Source organism: Leifsonia poae, assembly GCF_020009625.1.
Taxonomy (GTDB): domain Bacteria; phylum Actinomycetota; class Actinomycetes; order Actinomycetales; family Microbacteriaceae; genus Leifsonia; species Leifsonia poae_A.
Map to the genome: position 1 here is coordinate 471,810 of NZ_JAIHLP010000002.1, position 18,447 is coordinate 490,256.

At 67.5% G+C, this 18,447-nt stretch carries 19 protein-coding genes, 1 tRNA gene and 1 pseudogene; 8 read left to right on the top strand and 13 right to left on the bottom strand.

Annotated elements, in window-relative coordinates; genetic code table 11:
* Window positions 1-19: 19 nt before the first annotated feature.
* The gene (locus tag K5L49_RS02960) at window positions 20-388 is read left to right on the top strand and encodes an RNA polymerase-binding protein RbpA (protein ID WP_223690531.1); all 369 of its coding nucleotides are present in this window, start codon (window positions 20-22) and stop codon (window positions 386-388) included.
* A 106-nt stretch (window positions 389-494) separates the two neighbouring features.
* Here the strand turns inward: K5L49_RS02960 and lnt are convergent, their stop codons facing one another.
* The 10 genes from lnt to K5L49_RS03010 are packed head-to-tail and all read right to left on the bottom strand — an operon-like array spanning window position 495 to window position 10,635.
* Window positions 495-2,042 carry an apolipoprotein N-acyltransferase gene (gene lnt, locus K5L49_RS02965; RefSeq protein ID WP_223690532.1) on the bottom strand — a complete coding sequence of 516 codons (1,548 nt, stop codon included), beginning with the start codon at window positions 2,040-2,042 and terminating at the stop codon, window positions 495-497.
* 46 nt (window positions 2,043-2,088) lie between these two features.
* Window positions 2,089-4,518 carry a DEAD/DEAH box helicase gene (locus K5L49_RS02970; RefSeq protein ID WP_223690533.1) on the bottom strand — a complete coding sequence of 810 codons (2,430 nt, stop codon included), beginning with the start codon at window positions 4,516-4,518 and terminating at the stop codon, window positions 2,089-2,091.
* 9 nt (window positions 4,519-4,527) lie between these two features.
* Entirely contained in the window at window positions 4,528-5,280 is a 753-nt protein-coding gene (gene tatC / locus K5L49_RS02975; protein ID WP_223690534.1) for a twin-arginine translocase subunit TatC, read from the bottom strand.
* A 42-nt stretch (window positions 5,281-5,322) separates the two neighbouring features.
* On the bottom strand, window positions 5,323-5,550 hold the full coding sequence (gene tatA, locus K5L49_RS02980) for a Sec-independent protein translocase subunit TatA (RefSeq protein ID WP_223690535.1): 228 nt from the start codon (window positions 5,548-5,550) through the stop codon (window positions 5,323-5,325).
* 4 nt (window positions 5,551-5,554) lie between these two features.
* Entirely contained in the window at window positions 5,555-5,905 is a 351-nt protein-coding gene (locus tag K5L49_RS02985; RefSeq protein ID WP_223690536.1) for a hypothetical protein, read from the bottom strand.
* Between the two features lie 10 nt (window positions 5,906-5,915).
* A complete protein-coding gene (locus tag K5L49_RS02990) occupies window positions 5,916-6,890 on the bottom strand; it encodes a helix-turn-helix transcriptional regulator (protein WP_223690537.1) in 975 nt (324 codons plus the stop codon).
* Window positions 6,883-7,932, bottom strand: a complete 1,050-nt coding sequence (locus K5L49_RS02995) for a helix-turn-helix transcriptional regulator (RefSeq protein ID WP_223690538.1) — start codon at window positions 7,930-7,932, stop codon at window positions 6,883-6,885. The genes K5L49_RS02990 and K5L49_RS02995 overlap by 8 nt, the downstream gene beginning before the upstream one ends.
* 17 nt (window positions 7,933-7,949) lie before the next feature.
* A complete protein-coding gene (locus K5L49_RS03000; protein WP_223690539.1) occupies window positions 7,950-8,867 on the bottom strand; it encodes an FKBP-type peptidyl-prolyl cis-trans isomerase in 918 nt (305 codons plus the stop codon).
* 59 nt (window positions 8,868-8,926) lie between these two features.
* On the bottom strand, window positions 8,927-9,952 hold the full coding sequence (locus tag K5L49_RS03005) for a tRNA (adenine-N1)-methyltransferase (RefSeq protein ID WP_223690540.1): 1,026 nt from the start codon (window positions 9,950-9,952) through the stop codon (window positions 8,927-8,929).
* A complete protein-coding gene (locus K5L49_RS03010) occupies window positions 9,949-10,635 on the bottom strand; it encodes an HAD family hydrolase (RefSeq protein WP_308116506.1) in 687 nt (228 codons plus the stop codon). Before K5L49_RS03010 ends, K5L49_RS03005 begins: the two co-directional genes overlap by 4 nt.
* Window positions 10,636-10,722: 87 nt before the next feature.
* On the opposite strand from K5L49_RS03010, the gene K5L49_RS03015 reads away from it, so the two are divergent.
* The gene (locus K5L49_RS03015) at window positions 10,723-11,655 is read left to right on the top strand and encodes a proteasome assembly chaperone family protein (protein WP_223690541.1); all 933 of its coding nucleotides are present in this window, start codon (window positions 10,723-10,725) and stop codon (window positions 11,653-11,655) included.
* A 45-nt stretch (window positions 11,656-11,700) separates the two neighbouring features.
* On the opposite strand, the gene K5L49_RS03020 is transcribed toward K5L49_RS03015, so the two are convergent.
* Both K5L49_RS03020 and K5L49_RS03025 read right to left on the bottom strand, forming a co-directional pair.
* Entirely contained in the window at window positions 11,701-12,564 is an 864-nt protein-coding gene (locus K5L49_RS03020; RefSeq protein WP_223690542.1) for an undecaprenyl-diphosphate phosphatase, read from the bottom strand.
* Window positions 12,565-12,603: 39 nt separating this feature from the next.
* Complete coding sequence (locus K5L49_RS03025) at window positions 12,604-13,917, bottom strand: M20/M25/M40 family metallo-hydrolase (RefSeq protein ID WP_223690543.1); 1,314 nt, start codon at window positions 13,915-13,917, stop codon at window positions 12,604-12,606.
* Window positions 13,918-14,060: 143 nt separating this feature from the next.
* On the opposite strand from K5L49_RS03025, the gene K5L49_RS03030 reads away from it, so the two are divergent.
* Together K5L49_RS03030 and K5L49_RS03035 are read left to right on the top strand one after the other, a co-directional pair.
* Window positions 14,061-14,145: transfer RNA gene (locus K5L49_RS03030), tRNA-Leu, on the top strand.
* A gap of 88 nt (window positions 14,146-14,233) precedes the next feature.
* Window positions 14,234-15,318 (top strand): annotated as a pseudogene (locus K5L49_RS03035) (VIT1/CCC1 transporter family protein).
* Window positions 15,319-15,407: 89 nt separating this feature from the next.
* Here the strand turns inward: K5L49_RS03035 and K5L49_RS03040 are convergent.
* Window positions 15,408-15,887, bottom strand: coding sequence for a DUF1707 SHOCT-like domain-containing protein (locus K5L49_RS03040; protein ID WP_223690544.1), 480 nt, complete (start codon window positions 15,885-15,887; stop codon window positions 15,408-15,410).
* 91 nt (window positions 15,888-15,978) lie between these two features.
* Between K5L49_RS03040 and K5L49_RS03045 the strand changes: the two genes are divergently transcribed.
* From K5L49_RS03045 to K5L49_RS03060, 4 genes are all read left to right on the top strand, one after another.
* Window positions 15,979-16,254, top strand: coding sequence for a DUF6504 family protein (locus K5L49_RS03045; RefSeq protein ID WP_223690545.1), 276 nt, complete (start codon window positions 15,979-15,981; stop codon window positions 16,252-16,254).
* Between the two features lie 61 nt (window positions 16,255-16,315).
* A complete protein-coding gene (locus K5L49_RS03050) occupies window positions 16,316-17,155 on the top strand; it encodes a DUF3097 domain-containing protein (RefSeq protein WP_223690546.1) in 840 nt (279 codons plus the stop codon).
* A gap of 178 nt (window positions 17,156-17,333) precedes the next feature.
* Complete coding sequence (locus K5L49_RS03055; RefSeq protein WP_223690547.1) at window positions 17,334-17,537, top strand: cold-shock protein; 204 nt, start codon at window positions 17,334-17,336, stop codon at window positions 17,535-17,537.
* A 172-nt stretch (window positions 17,538-17,709) separates the two neighbouring features.
* The gene (locus K5L49_RS03060) at window positions 17,710-18,441 is read left to right on the top strand and encodes a hypothetical protein (protein ID WP_223690548.1); all 732 of its coding nucleotides are present in this window, start codon (window positions 17,710-17,712) and stop codon (window positions 18,439-18,441) included.
* The last annotated feature ends 6 nt before the right edge of the window (window positions 18,442-18,447 follow it).

Genomic DNA, 18,447 nt, shown 5'->3' on the forward strand with positions numbered 1-18,447 from the left:
GCGAAGAGGAGACCACACAATGGCAGATCGCAGTTTGCGCGGAATGAGGCTTGGCGCCCAAAGCTTACAGAGCGAAGAAGGCGTCGTGTACTCCCCGCGTTCCCGTTATAACTACCTGTGCCCGGATTGCGGCCAGGAGACCGAGATGGTGTTCTCGGCCGACGCTGAAGCCCCCGAGACGTGGGAGTGCAAGCACTGTGGCCACGAGGCCACCCTGCTGGTCGGCAACGAGCCTGTCGAGGTCGACCGTTCCGACGTGAAGGTTCCCCGCAGCCACTGGGACATGCTGCTCGAGCGGCGCACCCGGGCGGAACTGGAAGAGCTCCTGGAGGAGCGTCTCACCTACCTGCGTGCGCGCCGTGGCGGCGAGCACAAGATCGGCGCCTGAGCGCCGCAGCACGACTCAAGAAGGCCGTTCGCACCTGGTGCAGGCGGCCTTCTTTCCGTTCCGCCACCGACACCGAGCCGGTGACCGACACGGAGCAGCAGGTCTCTCAGCGGAAGCGGCGGAGCGCCGAGACGGGCGCGCGAGGCCGCCTGCGGGCGCTGAAGGCCACCAGGAGCCCGAACAGGCCCAGCCCCGCTACCAGGTACTCGATACCTCTGCTGAGGAGCGTGGCGGGCGTCGTGGTGGTGCCGAGTGGAACATCCGCCACCATCGCCCCCGGCCGGAACGGCGGGATGCTGTCAATGGTCTCACCGCTCGGCCCGATGATCTGGCTGCTGCCGACGGTCGAGATGTTCACCAGCGAGCGCCCGGACTCGATCGCCCTCAGCCGCGCGATGGCCAACTGTTGCTGGTTCTCGTCCGTCTCGCCGAAGTCCGCGTTGTTCGTCTGGGCGAGGATGACCTGGGCGCCGCCTTGCATCATGTCTGTGAGCAGCTGGTCGTCGACGATGTCGAAGCAGATCGAGATCCCGGCCCGCACCCCGTTGACGTCGAAGACGTTGTCACGAGTTCCGGGCGTGTAGTCGCGACCGATGAGGTCGATGAGCGAGGGGGCGAAGGGGCGCCAGAACGCGCGATCCGGCACGTATTCGCCGAAGGGTACGGGATGCCGTTTGTCGTAGTAGTCGACCGCGCCCTCCCCCTGCTTCCAGAGCAAGGAGGTGTTGTAGTACTTGCCGTCGCGGTAGGTGATCGTCCCCACGATGAACGGCGCGTCCATTCGGCGGCTGAGCGCGTTCAGGATGGCCGCCGTGTCGGGGTCCCGCGTCGGGTCCGGCTGTGCGGCGCCCTCGGGCCAGACGACCATGTCGACCTTCTGGTCCTCGATGGTCTGCGTCTCGGCGATCTGAGTGTTGAGCACCGCATTCGGCGGGGCATTGTCGAAGTAGCCCGCCGGCCCGTTGCCCTGCACGGCGGCGATGCGCGTCGTTCCGTGGGTCGGCGTCGGCCAGGCCGGGACCGCCAGCACCAGCGCGACGGCGCCGATGGCGAGAGCGCCGCGCCAGACCCGCTCGAGGTCGACGGCGAAGCAGAGCTCGAGCAGCACGACGACGAGCCAGACCATCACGAAGCTGAGGCCCGAGATGCCCAGCCACGCCGCCAAGGGCGCTAACGGGCTCTCGGATTGCGATTCGGCCACACGGCCCCAGGAGAATCCTCCGTACGGCCAATTCCCCGTCACATACTCCCGCAGCACCCACAGCCCTGCGACGATGACAGGCAGCAACCCGACCCGCCCTGTGGTCGTCGGCCATGCTCGGGGGACCCAGCGATAGGCCAGCGCGATGAGGAGTCCGCCCAGCCCCACGAACAGCGCTTCCAAGGTCGACAGCGCCACCCACGGCACGGGGCCGAGGTAGAGCGACGTCCACGCGATGTGGAACAGGTAGAACGACTCTCCCGCGACGAACGCGACCAGAAAGGCGCTGCCGGCACGGCGCCCGCGCAGGGCGAGCAGCACCATGGCGATGCCCACGAACGCGAGAGGCCACCAATCCCGGTCGGGGAAGGCCGCATCGAGCACCGGCCCCGATCCCGCGGCCACGAGGAGCGCGAACCAGAGAGGGAGCGGCGCGCGAGGGAAAGCAGTCACGGAGTCAGAGCCTAGAGCACGCGGATAGGCGTCGACCGCGCCGATCTCAGGCAACGGATGAGTACGCCACGATGCCGCGACGGATCGACTCCAGCGCCTGCCGAGCGGTGCGCCCGACAGGACCTTGCGCCACCAGCGAGAGCTGATCGAGCAAATCGATCGTCTGCTTCGTCCAGCGCACGAAGTCACCAGCCGCCATATCGGCCTCCGAGAGCACGATGTCCAGCCCCGACCCCTTCGCCCAGGCGTGCATCGCGAGCGACAGCGTCGTCGACGGCGGCTCACTTCCGGCCAGATGGTGACCGCGCTCCAGATCGTCGAGTCTGCTCCAGATCTCGACGGTATTCTCGAACGCCGGCCGGAACCCGCCCCGAGGAAGCATCCGTTCGCTGGCGAGCCCTTCGTCACGCCGAGGCTCGAACACGAGGGCGCAGGCCATCGCCGCAAGGCTCGGCGCGTCGAGCTGATTCCAGAGGTTGCGGCGCAGGCACTCGGCCACGAGAAGGTCGCGCTCACCATAGATGCGCTTGAGGGTGCGGCCGTGCACGGTCAATTCGGTGATGCCGCCCTCGACGGCGAGATAGCCCAGGTCGATCAGCACGTCGGAGACCCGGTCGAACACCTTGGCGACGGCTCCGGTGCGCGACCGGATCTGTGAGCTGAGCGCATCCGTCTCCCGCTTCAGCTTCCACCAGCGTTCCGCCCAGCGCGCGTGCTGCTCCCGGTCGGGACAGCGATGGCACGGATGCTCCTTCATGCGCTTGCGCAACGCGACGAGCTGACGTTGCCGACGGTCGCGATCGGAGCGCGAAGCGTTCTCCATCCGCGCGCCCTTGCGCTCCAGATCACTCAGCTCCCGCCGGATGCCCGAATACTCGCGGAAGTCGCCCAGGTGGCAGGTCATCGCCTTCTCGTAGCCGGCGAGCGACTCCTCCTGCTGCCGAACCTTGCGCGCGAGGTCCACGACGGCACGATCGGCCTGGAATTGGGCGAATGACGACTCGAGGATCTCGCGTGTGCGCAACCGGCCGAATTGGTCGATGAGATTGACCGCCATGTTGTACGTCGGGCGGAAACTGGAGTTGAGCGGGTAGCTCCGGCGCGACGCGAGCGAGGCCACCGACTGCGGGTCGAGCCCGTCCTGCCACTGGATGACCGAATGCCCCTCGACATCGATCCCGCGTCGCCCGGCGCGCCCGGTGAGCTGCGTGTACTCCCCCGGGGTGATCGGCACCCGGGATTCGCCGTTGAATTTCTCGAGCTTCTCGAGCACGACCGTGCGCGCGGGCATGTTGATGCCCAGGGCGAGTGTCTCGGTCGCGAACACGACCTTCACGAGCTTGCGGCGGAAAAGCTCCTCCACCACCTCTTTGAAGGCGGGCAGCAAGCCGGCGTGGTGCGCCGCCACCCCGCGTTCGAGCCCCTCCAACCATTCCCAGTAGCCGAGAACCGCCAGATCTTCGTCGAGCAGGGTGCGGCACCGATCCTCCACGATCTCGCGGATCTCGTCACGCTCGTGCGCCTCGGTGAGCCGGACCCCGGAACGGAGCGTCTGGCGCACCGCCTGATCGCAGCCGTTGCGGCTGAAGATGAAAAAGATCGCCGGAAGCAGGTTGCGTTCCCCGAGCATCCGCACCACTTCGGCGCGATCCATGCGGAACGACTCCGTCCGCCCGCCGCGGGAATGGTAGCGGCCGACCTCGTTCCGCTGGCGGGAACCCGATACCCTCCCGCCATAGCGGGCCAGCTGCACGAGCTCCGGATTCACGCGATTCGTCGCGGCGAGCCCCGATGAGTCGAAGAGGTCGATCAGCTTCGACCGCATCAGGATGTGCTGCTCCAGCGGCACCGGGCGCTCCTCCGAGACCACGACATCCGTGTCGCCGCGCACGGCCTGCAACCAGTCGCCGAACTCCTCGGCGTTCGAGACCGTCGCGCTGAGCGACACCATGCGCACCGCCTGAGGAAGATGGATGATCACCTCTTCCCAGACCGCGCCGCGGAACCGATCGGCGAGGTAGTGCACTTCGTCCATGACCACGTAGGCGAGATCGGTCAGCAGATCGGAATTCGCGTAGAGCATGTTGCGCAGCACTTCGGTGGTCATGACCACGATGCGTGCGCGGGAGTTCACATTGGTGTCACCGGTGAGCAGCCCCACCGAGTCGGCACCGTACTCGGCGACGAGCTCCTGGAACTTCTGGTTGCTGAGCGCCTTCATCGGCGCGGTGTAGAACACCTTCGCGTTCGGCTCCCGCATCGCCAGGAACACCGCGAACTCGGCGACGATGGTCTTTCCCGCCCCCGTCGGCGCGGCGACGAGCACGCTCCGACCGTTCTCGAGACTGCTGCACGCCTCGAGCTGGAACGGATCGAGCTCGAACCGGAGGCCACCCCGAAAAGCGTCGAGAAGGGGTTGGCGAACGCGCGAACGGGAGGCCGCGTAGCGCTCGGCCGGGGACAGCTGATCGGTCACGGGACCAGCCTATGTCGCGAGCTCCGCCTCCAGGCGCACCGCAGACTTCGCCACGCGGCGATCGTGCAGCCAGGCGACACCGTACGCCGCCAGATACAGCAGAATCATCGGGATCGCGAGCAGGAACATCGAGAGCACATCGGCCGCGGGCGTCGCGATCGCGGTGAACAGTGCGATCAGGATGAACGCCCAGCGCCACGACTTGATGATCGACCGCGCGCTGAGCACCCCCACGAAGTTCAGCAGCACGAGGAACACGGGAAGGACGAACGCAACCCCGACGGCGAGCGTCAGTTTCAGGACGAAGTCGAAATAGGTCTTCGCCGAGATGATCGACGAATCCGCCCCCGGTGCGAAACTGGTGAGAAGGGTGACGATGTGCGGAACAAGGAGCCATCCGACGTACGCTCCGGCGAGGAACAGCGGAACCGCGGTGAAGAAAAAGCCGAACCCGTACCGGAGCTCCTTGCGGCTCAGCGCGGGCACGAAGAACGCCCAGATCTGATAGAGCCAGATGGGGCTCGACAGCACGACACCGACCGTGACCGCGATCTGCATCTTCAGGTCGAAAGCGCCGGTGATGCTGTCGTAGTTGAGTTGCGCCATACGGCCCTGCTGCTTGGCGATCTCGGTGATCGGAGAACGCAGCGCGTCGAGAAGGTAGTCAGAGACGAACCAGCCGACGACGGCACCGGCAAGCAGTCCCAGGGCAGAACGGAAGAGGCGTTTGCGAAGTTCGACGAAATGTTCGCCGAGCGTCATTCGTCCTTCGTGGTTCTTGCCTCGCTTGGTTGAGGCCACGACCTACGGTTTCGTGGGCGATTCAGACGAGGGAGCGGACACGCCATCGGCCTTCAGCGTGGGGTCTTCCGGCTTCTCGTCGTCTTTCTTCATCGCGTTGACCTCGCCCTTGAAGATCCGCATCGACTGGCCGATGCTCTTGGCGAGCCCGGGAAGCTTCGGCGCTCCGAAGAGCAGCAAGATCACTGCGAGGATGATGAGCAAGTGCCATCCGGTGAGGCCACCGAGCATGAGATCAAGTCCTTTTGGTCAGGTGCGAAAACGGTGTCGGATCCGCATTGACCAACAGCTTACCTCGTCGCACCCGCGCATCGCTGCGAGATTGTCGCGCGAATCGGCGATCCGCCCTGGCTTGGTCCCGCTCCGCCGAGAGACGGGACGCGTCGTCGAAGACGGCGGAATGGAAGGGCGGATCCCGGAGCTCGTCCGCCCGCCGGGAGAGAACCTCGGCCTTCTCCGCGAGGGCCCCCACCTCTCGACCGGCGGCCATGAGCTTGCGGAAGAGGTGCACGGCGAAGAACACGAGCATCCCGAGGAAGGCCAGGATCAGCGTTCCCCAGATGACGATCCACGACCACCAGGGCATGGGCGGAAGCCTACCGGTACCGTTCGGCGCCGGCCCGCGCCCAGTCGGCGACGACGCGGCGAGCCTCCGGCGGATCGAGAACGGTGAGAACGCCGGAGAGCCCGGACACCAGCCGTTTCAGGCCGTGGTAATGCGCCACCCGCACGCTCGTGCGCACGAGCCCGTTGCTCTCGACACGCGTGGCGCCTTCGGGGATGTAGTCCACGATGAGCGGCACGGCCGCGGCCGACACCTCGATCTGCACGAGAAGGTCGTCCGGTGTCGGCTCGAATAGCGTCTCCGGCAGGGTCACGTCTCCGGGCCGGTATGTGATGGGGTCTTCCGTGGCCGTCAGGTCGTCGATGCGATCGAGCCGGAAGGTGCGGATCGCGGTGCGCAGATGGCACCACCCTCGCAAATACCAATCCTGGTCGATCGACTCGATGCGCAACGGATCGACGCGACGCCGTTCGCTTTCCCCACGCGAGTTCAGATAGTCGAACTCCAGCTGTGTGCCTGCGGCGACGGCATCCCGGATGACCGCAAGCGTGTCGTCTGTCTCCGATCCGGCGACCGCCACCTGGCTCGGGGCCGCGGAGGCACCGCGGGCGAGCTTGGCCATGAGGGAGCCGATCACATCCCGGTCGGCGTTCTCGGGCAGGGCCGAAAGATACTGCAGACCGGCGATCAGCGCCGCCGCCTCGCGCGCGGAGAAGCGCGGCGAGTCGTCGATGGCCACCTGATGGGTGAGGACGATCTGGTCGTTCTCTTCGAAATCGTCCCAGGCGATGTCGAACAGATCACCCGGTTGATACTGATTCGTCTCGCCGGGGATGCCCGAAACGGCGATCAGCCGAATTGCGTCTCGCAGCTGGCCTCGCTCGACCCCGAAATGTGCCGCCGCCTCGGCGACGCTGACCCGATCCCTGTCCATCAGGTAGGGCACGAGCGCGAGCAGGAAAGCGAGCTTGTCCTGGGCCTGCATCGGTTTGCGGCGCTCAGCCATCGTGCTGCACCCCCTGATCGATCGTGCCGTCGTCGTGGGCGCGGAAGGTCGCGACCAGACGCTCACGCACCGCCTCGCGGATCGTCTCGGGCGCGAGCACGAGCACCTCCGGACCGAAACTCGCCAGTTGATCGGCCAGGATGTTCGCATCCGAGTAGTTCACGGTGAGCCGGAACGATTCCCCGTCCCGGCGCGGGGGAACCGCATCGCCGTAGCGCTTCCCGAGACGTGTCGCCGCGTCGGTGCCCGCGGTCACCTCGATCTCGGCCACGTTGCCCGCCCAGATGCGTTCGAGTTCGGCCAGCGCCTTCGCCGCGAAGTCGGTGCCCTCGGCCTCGAATCCACGAGCGGTCACCTTGACCGCGCCGACCATGCGCGACAGCAGGAAGGTGCGCGAGCCGTTCGCGTCTTGGTCGATGCCCTGCAGATGCCAGCGCCCCTGGTGCTGCACGAGCGCCAGCGGGGCGACGGTGCGAACGCGCGACGCGCGCTCCCCCGGCTTCAGATAGGGGAACTGGACGATGACCTTGCGTTCCAGCGCGAGGTTCAGCGGGTCGAATGCGCTCTCGCGGGCGCGCAGACGCGGCGCATACCCGACGATCGGGTCGTCCGCCTCCACCCCGAGCGAACGCAGCTTCATCAGCGCCCGACGAGACTCGGACGAGAGGGAACCCTCTCGCCACACCGTCGCGGCCAGGCCGAGCAGGGTGATCTCTTCCGGCGCGAACACCACATCGGCCGGCAGATCGTATGCCCCCTTGGGTATGCGATAGCGCAGCAATTGGTTATTGCCCGAATCCCCCGGCGCCTCGACGGTCTCGAGCGGCACGCCGAGTTCGCGGATGTCGTCTTTGTCGCGCTCGAACTGCCGCTCGAGGCTGCTGTTGTCTCCGCGCAGCGAAAACCGCTGACGGTACCCCTGAACCGTGGAGAGGATCTCGTTCTTGGTCAATCCGGTCTCGGTCGCGAGCAACGCGAGCACGAGGCTGAAAAGTCGCTCCTCCACGGGCACGCGGGAGGGCGAAGTCGACGACGGAGGCACCCCTCCATCCTAATCGGCTAGCGGATGCCCAGGATGTCGACGACCCACGCCGAGGCGGGGAAGCTTCCGTCTTTGGAGGCCGGCGTGAGCACGGCGATCTGCGAGCCGACCTTCTGGCCGACGAGGGCCCTCGTCATGTCCTGTGGCAGCACATTGCCCTGGGCGGTCGCGCTCTGACCGGTGTCGACGACCACCAGGTCGGGCGAACCGTTCTGCCACGTGCTGACGACGACGTTCTTGTTCTCCCAGCCGACGGCTGTGTACTGCACGACGACCGAGCTGTCCTTCTTCACTGTCGCACCCGAACCGGCTTTGAGCGTCTCCGACGTGACGGAGGTCGGCGCCGATCCACCGGGGATCGTGATGCCGGGCTGACCGGTCGGCGCGAGGACGACGGTCGGGAAACCGGACACCGAGGGCTGGGGTGTTCCGTCGGCCTTCGCCAGGTACGCCTTGACGACGTCGATCACGGCGATCGCCGTGCCGGCGGAGGCGTCGGAGCCGCTGTCCTTCGGGGCGATCGCGACCGCGATGCGCGAACCGACGCTCGTGCACTGCAGTGCCGTGTTGAATGCCGGAATGTTGATGGTGCCCACCGGGACCAGCTGCGCACTGTCTTTGGCGTAGGAGCTCGCCTGCAGGGTCGCGCCGGTGTTCCCGTCGAACACCGAGTACTCGATCTCCACGAGCTGGTTCTTCTGCACCATGGCGCCGTCGCCCTGGATGACCGTGCTGCGCTCGGACTTCGTGGTCTTGATCGGCGTCGGGAAGCTGACCTTCGGCTTCTCGCCGAGCTTGCCGCTGACCTTCACGAGATCAGATGCGCTTCCCGGCTTCAACGCCGTGTCACAGTTGGCGTTGGGGTTCGACGAACATCCCGTGAGTGTGACGGCCAGCAGGCCGGCGGCCACGACGAGTGCGGTTGCTCTGCGCACGAGTCCTCTTTCGGTGCAATCGGTGGGAGTCGGAGGGACGCGCCCTCCGGCCTCCCATGCTAGTTGATCGTTTGGTCCTGGTCTGACGCTGCATCCGTCGCGCGCGCCTTCGACAGCTCTGCGCTCGTCGCGGCCGCTCGCACGCGCTTGCGCAGGCTCTTCGGGCTGGACTGGCGTTCGCCGAGCGCGCCGGGGGTCCACGCCTCGACGTCTTCGTCGCTGTAGTCGCTCTTGGACGGTCGGCGCTTGAGCTCCGGCAGAATCGTTCCGGGTGCCAGCCGGCGTGCGGTGATCAGGAACCCCGTGTGGGCGATCATCCGGTGGTCGGGGCGCACGGCGAGGCCTTCGACGTGCCAACCGCGCACCATCGTCTCGCTCGACTGCGGGTGCGTGTATTCGCCTGAGGCGCGGATGGCCTCGGCGACGCGGGAGAGCTGCGTGACGGTCGCGACGTAGCACAGCACGACACCGCCGGGTTTGAGGGAGGAGGTGACGACGTCGAGGCATTCCCACGGCGCGAGCATGTCGAGCACGACCCGGTCGACGCTCTCGTCGTCGACCGCCAGCGGCAGCTCATCCTGCAGATCGCCGACGGTGACGGTCCAGTTCTCGGGGTCGCGACCGAGGAAGGTCGCCGCGTTCGATCGGGCCACCTCTGCGAACTCGTCGCGACGTTCGAAGGATCGGAGGGTGCCCGACGGCCCGATGGCGCGCAGCAGCCAGAGCGAGAGAGCCCCGGACCCGACACCGGCTTCGATCACGCTGGCACCGGGGAAGATGTCGGCCAGCGCCAGAATCTGCGCCGCATCCTTCGGGTAGATGATGGCCGCGCCGCGCGGCATCGACATGACGAAGTCGTTCAGCAGCGGACGCAGGGCGAGATGCTCCACGCCGACGTTATTGGTGACGACGGATGCGTCCGGCAGGCCGATGATGGCATCGTGCTCCAGGATGCCGCGGTGGGTGTGGAACACCTTGCCCGGCTCGAGCGTGATGGTGTTCATCTTGCCTTTGGGACCGGTCAGCTGCACCCGGTCGCCGGCACGGAACGGTCCGCTGCTCTGCGGGAACTCGCCGGCGCTCATCGCACGGCCGCCCGGCCGCCGGCGAGGGCCACGATGTCATCGACCGTCTTGCCCTCCAGTGACGGCCACAGGGTGTGCTCGTCGCTCTCGGGCAGCGGAACGATGTGCGGCACGCCGAGCGCGACCGCGCCCGAGGCGACGGCCGAAGCGAGTCCGACGAGCGAATCCTCGATGGCGACGGCACTCGACACGTCGATGCCGAGAAGGCCTGCAGCCCGCAGGTACGGTTCCGGATGCGGCTTCGGCTCGGTCACCTCGTCTCCGCTGACGATCACGTCGAAAGCGTCGAACGGGATCTGCGCCACGATCTGCTCGGCCATGCGGCGTACCGACATGGTGACCAGCGCCGTGCGGATGCCGCGCTCCCGCAGGGCACGCAGCAGCTCCCGCGCACCGGGACGCCAAGGGACCCCGTCGGCATCCAGCCGCTCCTGCACGCGGTTCGTCAGCCACTGCACGATCTCATCCGGATCCAGCTCGACGCCGCGCGAACGCAGGATCGCTGCCGAGTTCCAGAGGCCCTGGCCCACCAGCAGCAGGCCGTCGTCGTGGGACCACTCGCCGCCGAAGGAGTGCACGAGCTCCACCTCGGACTCCATCCAATACGGTTCGGTGTCGACGAGGGTGCCGTCCATGTCCCAGAGAACAGCGGCCGGCAGCGGGGGTGGAGTCAGAGAGGTCACGGGCGACAAGCCTACCGGGGACGGGCGGGCCTATCCTGGATGGATGGCGTCCGATCGGTCGCCGGAAGAGAACGAGGTTCATCCACTGTGACGCAGGGCACCAACTTTCTCGGAGGCCGCATCCTGGTCGTGGCGTTCGAAGGCTGGAACGACGCGGGCGAGGCCGCGAGCGGCGCCGTCCGCACGCTGCAGGACGTTCTCGACGTCGTGCCGATCGCCGAAGTCGACCCCGAGCTGTACTTCGACTTCCAGTTCAACCGTCCGACGATCACCGACGACGACGGGCACCGTCATCTCATCTGGCCCTCCGCGGTGATGTACGGTCCGGCCCGCCCGGGCGACCCGGCGCACGCGCTCGCCGATGACGCCAATCTTCGTGTGAGCGGCGACAACGTCGGTAACATCTACCTCCTTCTCGGCACCGAGCCCTCCCGCAGCTGGAAGAGCTTCACGGCGGAGATCCTCGACGCGGCCCTGGCAGCCGACATCGGCGCGATCGTGTTCCTCGGCGCCATGCTCGCCGATGTGCCCCACACGCGCCCGATCTCGATCTTCGCGTCGAGCGAGAACAGCGCCGTGCGAACCGAACTGTCGATCGAGCGCTCCACCTATGAAGGCCCGGTCGGCATCCTCAGCGCGATCGCCGAGGGGGCCGAGACCGTGGGCATCCCCACCGTGACGATCTGGGCGTCGGTGCCGCACTACGTGCACAATGCGCCGAGCCCGAAGGCCATGCTGGCGCTGATCGACAAGCTCGAGGAGCTCGTCGATGTGACGATCCCTCGCGGTGACCTCGTCGACGAGGCGGCCGCCTGGGAGGCAGGCATCGACGCGCTCGCCTCCGACGACGAGGAGATGGCCTCCTACATCCAGCAGCTGGAGCAGGCCCGCGATACCGTCGACTCCCCCGAGGCCAGCGGCGAGGCGATCGCCCAGGAGTTCGAACGTTACCTGCGGCGGCGCGGCGACGGCCGTGACGGTCAGGCGGGCGGGCGCCCAGATGAGCCCTGGCGAAGCTGACGACCGGAGCGCGATGATCGACCGGCGCTGAGCTGCCGCCGGCGGTTACGCGGCGAGCACGCCCGTCGAGAGCAGCACGATGAGCACGACGCCGAGCACCACGCGGTAGATCACGAACGGCAGGAAGCTGCGGCGCGAGATGTACCCCATGAAGAACGCGATCACGACGAGCCCGACGAGGAACGCCACGATCGTCGCGACGACGGTCTCCCCCGGCCCGAAGACCTCGATCGTGCAGGTGTTCGCCGCCGCCAGTGCCTGCGTGCAGGGCTCTTTCACGGCCTTGTAGAGCTGGTAGAACCCGCTGCCGAACACAGCGGGGAGAGCGAGGAGGAACGAGTACCGCGCGGCCGCCCGGCGCTGGTAGCCCATGAACAGCCCGGCCGTGATCGTTCCGCCTGACCGGGAGACGCCCGGGATGAGCGCGAGCGCCTGGGCGAAGCCGAAGATGATGCCGTGCCCCCAGGTCAGCTCCCGCAGGCGCCGGGTCTTGCTGCCGACGTAGTCGGCGATCCCGAGCAGGATGCCGAAGACGATCAACGTCACCGCCACGATCCACAACGACCGGAAGGTGGTCTCGATCCTGTCCTGGAAGAGCACGCCGAGCACCACGATCGGGACGCTGCCGATGATGACGAGCCACCCCATCTTCGCGTCGGGGTCGTTGCGCGGAACCTTACCGAATAGCGAGCGGAACCAGCGCCCGATGATGCGGACGATGTCCTTCCAGAAATACAGGAGCACGGCGGCCTCGGTGCCGAGCTGGATGATGGCGGTGAACCGCGCACCCGGGTCGGCTCCTGTGCCGAGGAGTTCGCCGACGATGCGGATGTGCGCGCTCGACGAGACGGGAAGGAACTCGGTGAGCCCTTGCACGAGGCCGAGGATGATGGCGTTGAAGAAATCCATGCGTCGCTTTCGCTGGCGGAGTGGACGGGGTTGCTGGACTCAGTAGCCGAGCAGAAGGTCGCGCAGCACGGTCCGACCAAACACTAGCGCGTCGAGGGGAACACGCTCATCGACCCCGTGGAACATGCCGGGGAAGTCCAGCCCGGCGGGCAGCCTCAGCGGAGCGAAGCCGTAGCCGGTGATGCCGAGCCGACTCAGCGCCTTGTTGTCCGTGCCCCCCGAGAGCAGATAAGGGAGCACCGGCGCGCCGGGATCGTGTTCGGCGAGAGTTCCGACGATCGCGTCGATCAGCGGTCCGTCGAAGCTCGCCTCGAGTCCCACATCCCGGTGCATGATCTGGATCTCGATGTCGTCGCCCACCAACTCCTGCACGAGGCCGAGGACGCGATCCTCGTCACCGGGCAGTGTGCGGATGTCGATCAGGGCTTCGGCGGTGTCCGGGATGACATTGTGCTTGTAGCCGGCGTTCAACAGTGTCGGGTTCGTCGTCGCACGCAGGGTGGCCAGGATGAACCCGGCCGCCGTTCCCGTTCGCAGCACGATCTCGTCCGGACCGACCTGCTCGGGATCGACGTTCAGGATGCGCGAGAGCTCGGCCAGCAACTGGGTGGTGGTGTCGGTGAGCTGGATCGGCCACTCCTGCCGACCGATCGCCACGACCGCCTCAGCGAGACGGGTGATCGCGTTGTCCCGGATCAGCCGCGAACCGTGCGCAGCCGGGCCGCGTGCCACGAGTTTGATCCACACCAGGGACTTCTCGCCCGTCTGCATCAGGTAAGCGCGCTTTCCGCCCAGCTCGATCGAGTACCCGCCGACCTCGCTGATCGCCTCGGTGGCGCCGGCGAACAGCTCGGGGTGGGTGTCGACGAGGAAGTGCGAACCACGACGGCCGCCGTCTTCCTCGTCGGCGAAGAAGGCCACGACGAGGTCGCGCTCGGGCTGATTCCCGGCCGAGAGGATGTCGCCCACCGCGGTCAGGATCATCGCGTCCATGTTCTTCATGTCGACAGCCCCGCGCCCCCAGAGCAGGCCGTCTTTGATCACGCCGCCGAACGGGTCGACCGACCATGCGCGGGGGTCGGCCGGGACGACGTCCAGATGGCCGTGCACCACGAGCGCCGGCTTGTCGCCGTCGCGGCCGGGGACACGAGCGACGACACTGGTGCGACCCGGGTCGGAGTCGAACAGCTGCGGCTCGAGACCGATGGCCTTCAGCCGCGCCTCGACGTATTCGGCGGCATCCGTCTCGCCGTTCGACTTCCCCTCACCGAAATTGGTGGTGTCGAAGCGGATCAGATCGCGTGCGATCACCGCCGTCTCGTCGAGCCCGCTGTCGTTCTGCGCATCCGTCATGCCTCCAACGCTACCGGCGCCTCCCGCGGACGCCAACGCGACACCACCGGGCGCGCCCGGGGAGCGTCCGGTGTGAAATCGGGTTCCGTTTTCGTGCTAATGTCTTTCTTCGGCGGCCGGTTCGATCGGCGGCCGAAACACCTGTCCGGGTGGCGGAAATGGCAGACGCGCTAGCTTGAGGTGCTAGTGCCCGTATAGGGCGTGGGGGTTCAAGTCCCCCCTCGGACACAGAACAGAGAACCCCGGTCTCACGACCGGGGTTTTCTGCATCCCGGGCGGCAGAGAAGAAGGCATCCCTTAGACTTTCGTCTCGGATATGACACTCGACACTGCCCCACGCACGCCGAGCCCGGCCGACATCCGGCGCTGGCGACGGTACCTCGCGGACGAACGCGCCGAGGCGGCCGTCTACCGCGACCTGGCCGGGCGACGCACCGGTGAGGAGCAGGAGATCCTGCTCGCTCTCGCAGAGGCGGAGGGGCGCCACGAGCAGCACTGGCTCACATTGCTCGGAGAGCACGTCGGCCGCCCGCTCCGCGGCGACATCCGCACCCGCATCCTCGGGTTCCTGGCCAGGCGGTTCGGCTCCGTGTTCGTCCTCGCGCTCGCACAGCGCGCCGAGGCACGATCGCCGTACGCGACCGACGCGGACGCGACGCCGCAGATGGCGGCGGACGAACAGATCCACGAAGAGGTCGTCCGGGCGTTGGCCGCCCGCGGCCGGCAGCGTCTCTCCGGCACGTTCCGCGCGGCGGTCTTCGGCGCGAACGACGGCCTGGTGAGCAACCTCGCGCTCGTCCTCGGGATCAGCGCGAGCGGGGTCCCGAACCACGTCGTCCTTCTGACCGGCGTCTCGGGGCTTCTGGCGGGTGCCCTGTCGATGGGGGCCGGGGAGTATGTCTCCGTCCGTTCCCAACGCGAACTGCTCGAAGCCTCCACGCCGAATCCTGAGACCCGCACTGTCATCCCGCATCTGGATGTGGATGCGAACGAACTCGCCCTCGTCTACCGGGCCCGTGGGATGACCGCTGACGAGGCACAGGCGCACGCGCACGACGTCCTCGGCGGGCTCGCCAACGATCCCGATGAGCCGCAGGCGGATGCGGTGGATGAGCACGAAGCCGTCGGGAAAGGCTGGAACGCCGCCATCTCGAGCTTCTGCTTCTTCGCCTCCGGTGCACTCATCCCGGTTCTGCCCTACCTGTTCGGGCTCCAGGGGACGGCGGCGGTCATTGTGGCCGCGACTCTGGTCGGCCTCGTTCTGCTCGGCACCGGAGCCATCGTCGGTCTGCTCTCGGGGGCCCGCCCCTCAGGCGCGCACTGCGCCAGCTCGGCATCGGGTTCGGCGCCGCCGCCGCGACTTACCTGCTCGGCCTGCTGTTCGGCACGACGCTCGGCTGACGCCTGCCGCCCGCCGCGATCGGTCGCGACCGATCGCGCGCAGACCGGACGTCAGCGGCGAGCCCGGACATCAGCGGCGAGCCCGGACATCAGCGGCGATACCGGTCGCCATCGGTGCCGTAGACGAAAGCGCCGGTGATCGGCACCAGAAGGAACCAGAGCCAGCTGTAGCCGTACCCCCAGATCGCGCTCGTCGCGAAGAAGAGGATGAGGGAGATGAACGGCACGATCGACACGACGGCGAGGCCCCAGCGGCCATAGTGGTGCGGCGGCGGTCTGTGCTCGTCGAGAGGGGCGGAGTCGGCCCCGCCCGCCCGGGCACCGGCCGAGGCGGCCGTCTGGTGCGGGCCTCCGACGGGATCGAGATCGACCCTGCCGGGGAGATCGACGAACAACGGGGCGAGATCGCCCCGGGTGACGGACGCCCGGGCAGCCTGAACCCGTGTCTGCAGTTCGGCGTCAGTCAGCCTGCCATCGGCCGCGTGGGTCTGCAGCGCGGCGACAGCCCGCTCGCGCTCATCGTGGCTGAGACGCAGCGACGCGCTGGAGGGATCCGAGAAATCCGTCATGTCGTCAGTATGCCAGGGAGCGGATCGGCGGCGAAGGTTCTACAATCGTGAATCGAACATATGTTCGATTCACGGATGCGAGGGAAGACACATGACGGAGATCCACGAGGCCGTCGCCGTCTGGACCACCGACGACGGGATACCGACGCGACTCGTCTGGCGCACGACGCGCTACCGGGTGACCGATACGCCGACCGTATGGGCGGAGGTGTGCGCCTGGTGGCGCCCCTTCGGCGAACATCGTTACAGCATCGGTACCATCCCCGCGAGATCGGCGGCTGGCGCTTTCAGGCCACCGACGATCGGGGCGTCGCCCGCGTCTTCGACGTGCGGCACGATGACGAACGGCACAGCTGGCAGCTGGTGAGGATCTTCGACTGAGGGCGTGCCTCCCCCGGCACGCGCCCACGGCAAACTACTCTCACCGGGTGAGCTACGACCCCTACGGATCCGATGTCCTGGCCGGCGATTGGAAGAACGCCGGCCGCAAACCCGTTCCGACGGTTCCCGTCGTCCGCGACCTCGTGGTCGAAGACGCGGCCACCGGGTTCTGCGGAGCGGTGACGCGCCTGGAGGCCCAGACCGTGGAACTCGAGGATTATTTCGGCAAGAAGCGGGTGTTCCCGCTCGGCGGCGGGTTCCTGATCGACGGCGAGCCGGTGACCCTGGTCTACCCGAAGAAGTCCGACGACGGCACCCGGGCGCGCACCGCATCCGGCTCCTTCGCTGTGACCGGCCAGAAAGCCCGTGTGGCGCGGGCCAGCCGCATCTTCGTGGAGGGCCGGCACGACGCCGAGCTGGTCGAACGCGTCTGGGGCGACGATCTGCGGGTGGAGGGCGTCGTCGTCGAATACCTCGAAGGCGTGGACGATCTGGATGCGATCGTGCGGGAGTTCGCCCCCGACCGCGATCGGCGGATCGGCGTTCTGGTCGACCATCTCGTCCCGGGCTCCAAGGAGAGCCGGATAGCCCAGACGGTGGCGCGGGGGCCGTTCGGCGACCACGTCCTCGTGGTCGGGCATCCATTCATCGACATCTGGCAGGCGGTGAGACCCGAGCGGGTGGGCCTGGTCGCCTGGCCGGACATCCCGCGCTCGATCGAGTGGAAGCACGGGATCTGCGACGCCCTCGGGCTCCCGCACGAAAGCCAGGCCGATGTGGCGAGAGCCTGGAAGAAGATCCTCGGTTCCGTGCGCGGATTCGGCGATCTGGAGCCGGAGCTCCTCGGGCGCGTCGAGCACCTCATCGACTTCGTCACCGAGTCTTGAGCCCCGGAATGGGTGGACTTTCCGTTCTCTGCCGGTAGGCTGGTGCTACGCCGCGTGTTTTGCATGTGTTGGAGCGGTACGTCCCGAACCCGGAGCGTTGCCACCTTTTCAGGAGCAGGCTTACAACACGCAGCGAGGCTCCGACGTTCGGAGTCGCAATTACGCTCCTGGAGGAGACATGGCAACAGGTACGGTCAAATGGTTCAACGCTGAAAAGGGATTCGGCTTCATCGCCCCCGACGATGGCGGCGCTGACGTCTTCGCTCACTACTCGGCGATCACCACGGGCGGCTACCGCTCGCTGGAGGAGAACCAGAAGGTCGAGTTCGAGGTGACTCAGGGTCCGAAGGGCCTGCAGGCGGAGAACATTCGCCCGCTCTAGTCAAGAACTCGTGAAGGGGTCGGACCGCGAGGTCCGGCCCCTTTTCGTCGCCCTGGGGGCCGCGACGGGGATTTCCCAGGGCATTCCCAGCCAGATGCGGCATAGCCGGATCGGGTGCCGCCTCAGCCGAAAAGCATTTGCTATCGTCGAACATATGTTCGAAACTTGAAGGGTGTTCACGACCGTCGCCGCCCTCGCCTCCCCGGCACCCGACCGGGCGCAGGTGCACGAGCTGCAGTCGCGCATCCGGCAGATGCAGGCGACCAAACTCGAGAGCCGCGGGCTGGAGACGCATCCGGCTCTCGCCTCACTGCTGCCGGGCGGCTCGCTGAAAGCCGGCGCCGCCTACTCGGTGCGCGGGTCGACGACACTCGTCATGGCGATGCTGGCGGGCCCTTCCGGTGCCGGAGCCTGGTGCGGGGTCGTCGGGATGCCCGACTTCGGGGCCGAGGCCGCCGGGCGATTCGGTATCGACCTGGAACGGCTCGTGCTGGTCCCACACCCCGGCGAGCACTGGCTCACGGTGACGGCCGCGATCGTGGATGTGCTGAGCGTGGTGGTCGTCGTCCCGTCGACCGCGGCGCGCGATGCCGACGTGGCCCGGCTCACCGCCCGACTGCGGCAGCGCGAGAGCACCCTCATCGTCGTCGGCGACTGGCCGCAGGTGGAGGCGACCCTCACCGTCGCCCACAGCGGCTGGGACGGTCTGGGCGCCGGCGTCGGCGCTCTCTCCTCCCGCCGCGTCACCGTGGAGTCCGCCGCCCGCGGCGGATCCGGCTCGCCGCGTCGGGCCGAGCTGTGGTTGCCCGATCTCCGCGAGACCTTCCGCGCCGCCGACACCGATGGTGCCGGCCGCGCGCAACACGCCGGCCGTGAGCGCCCCGCTCTGGAGGCGGTGGGCTGAGTGCGG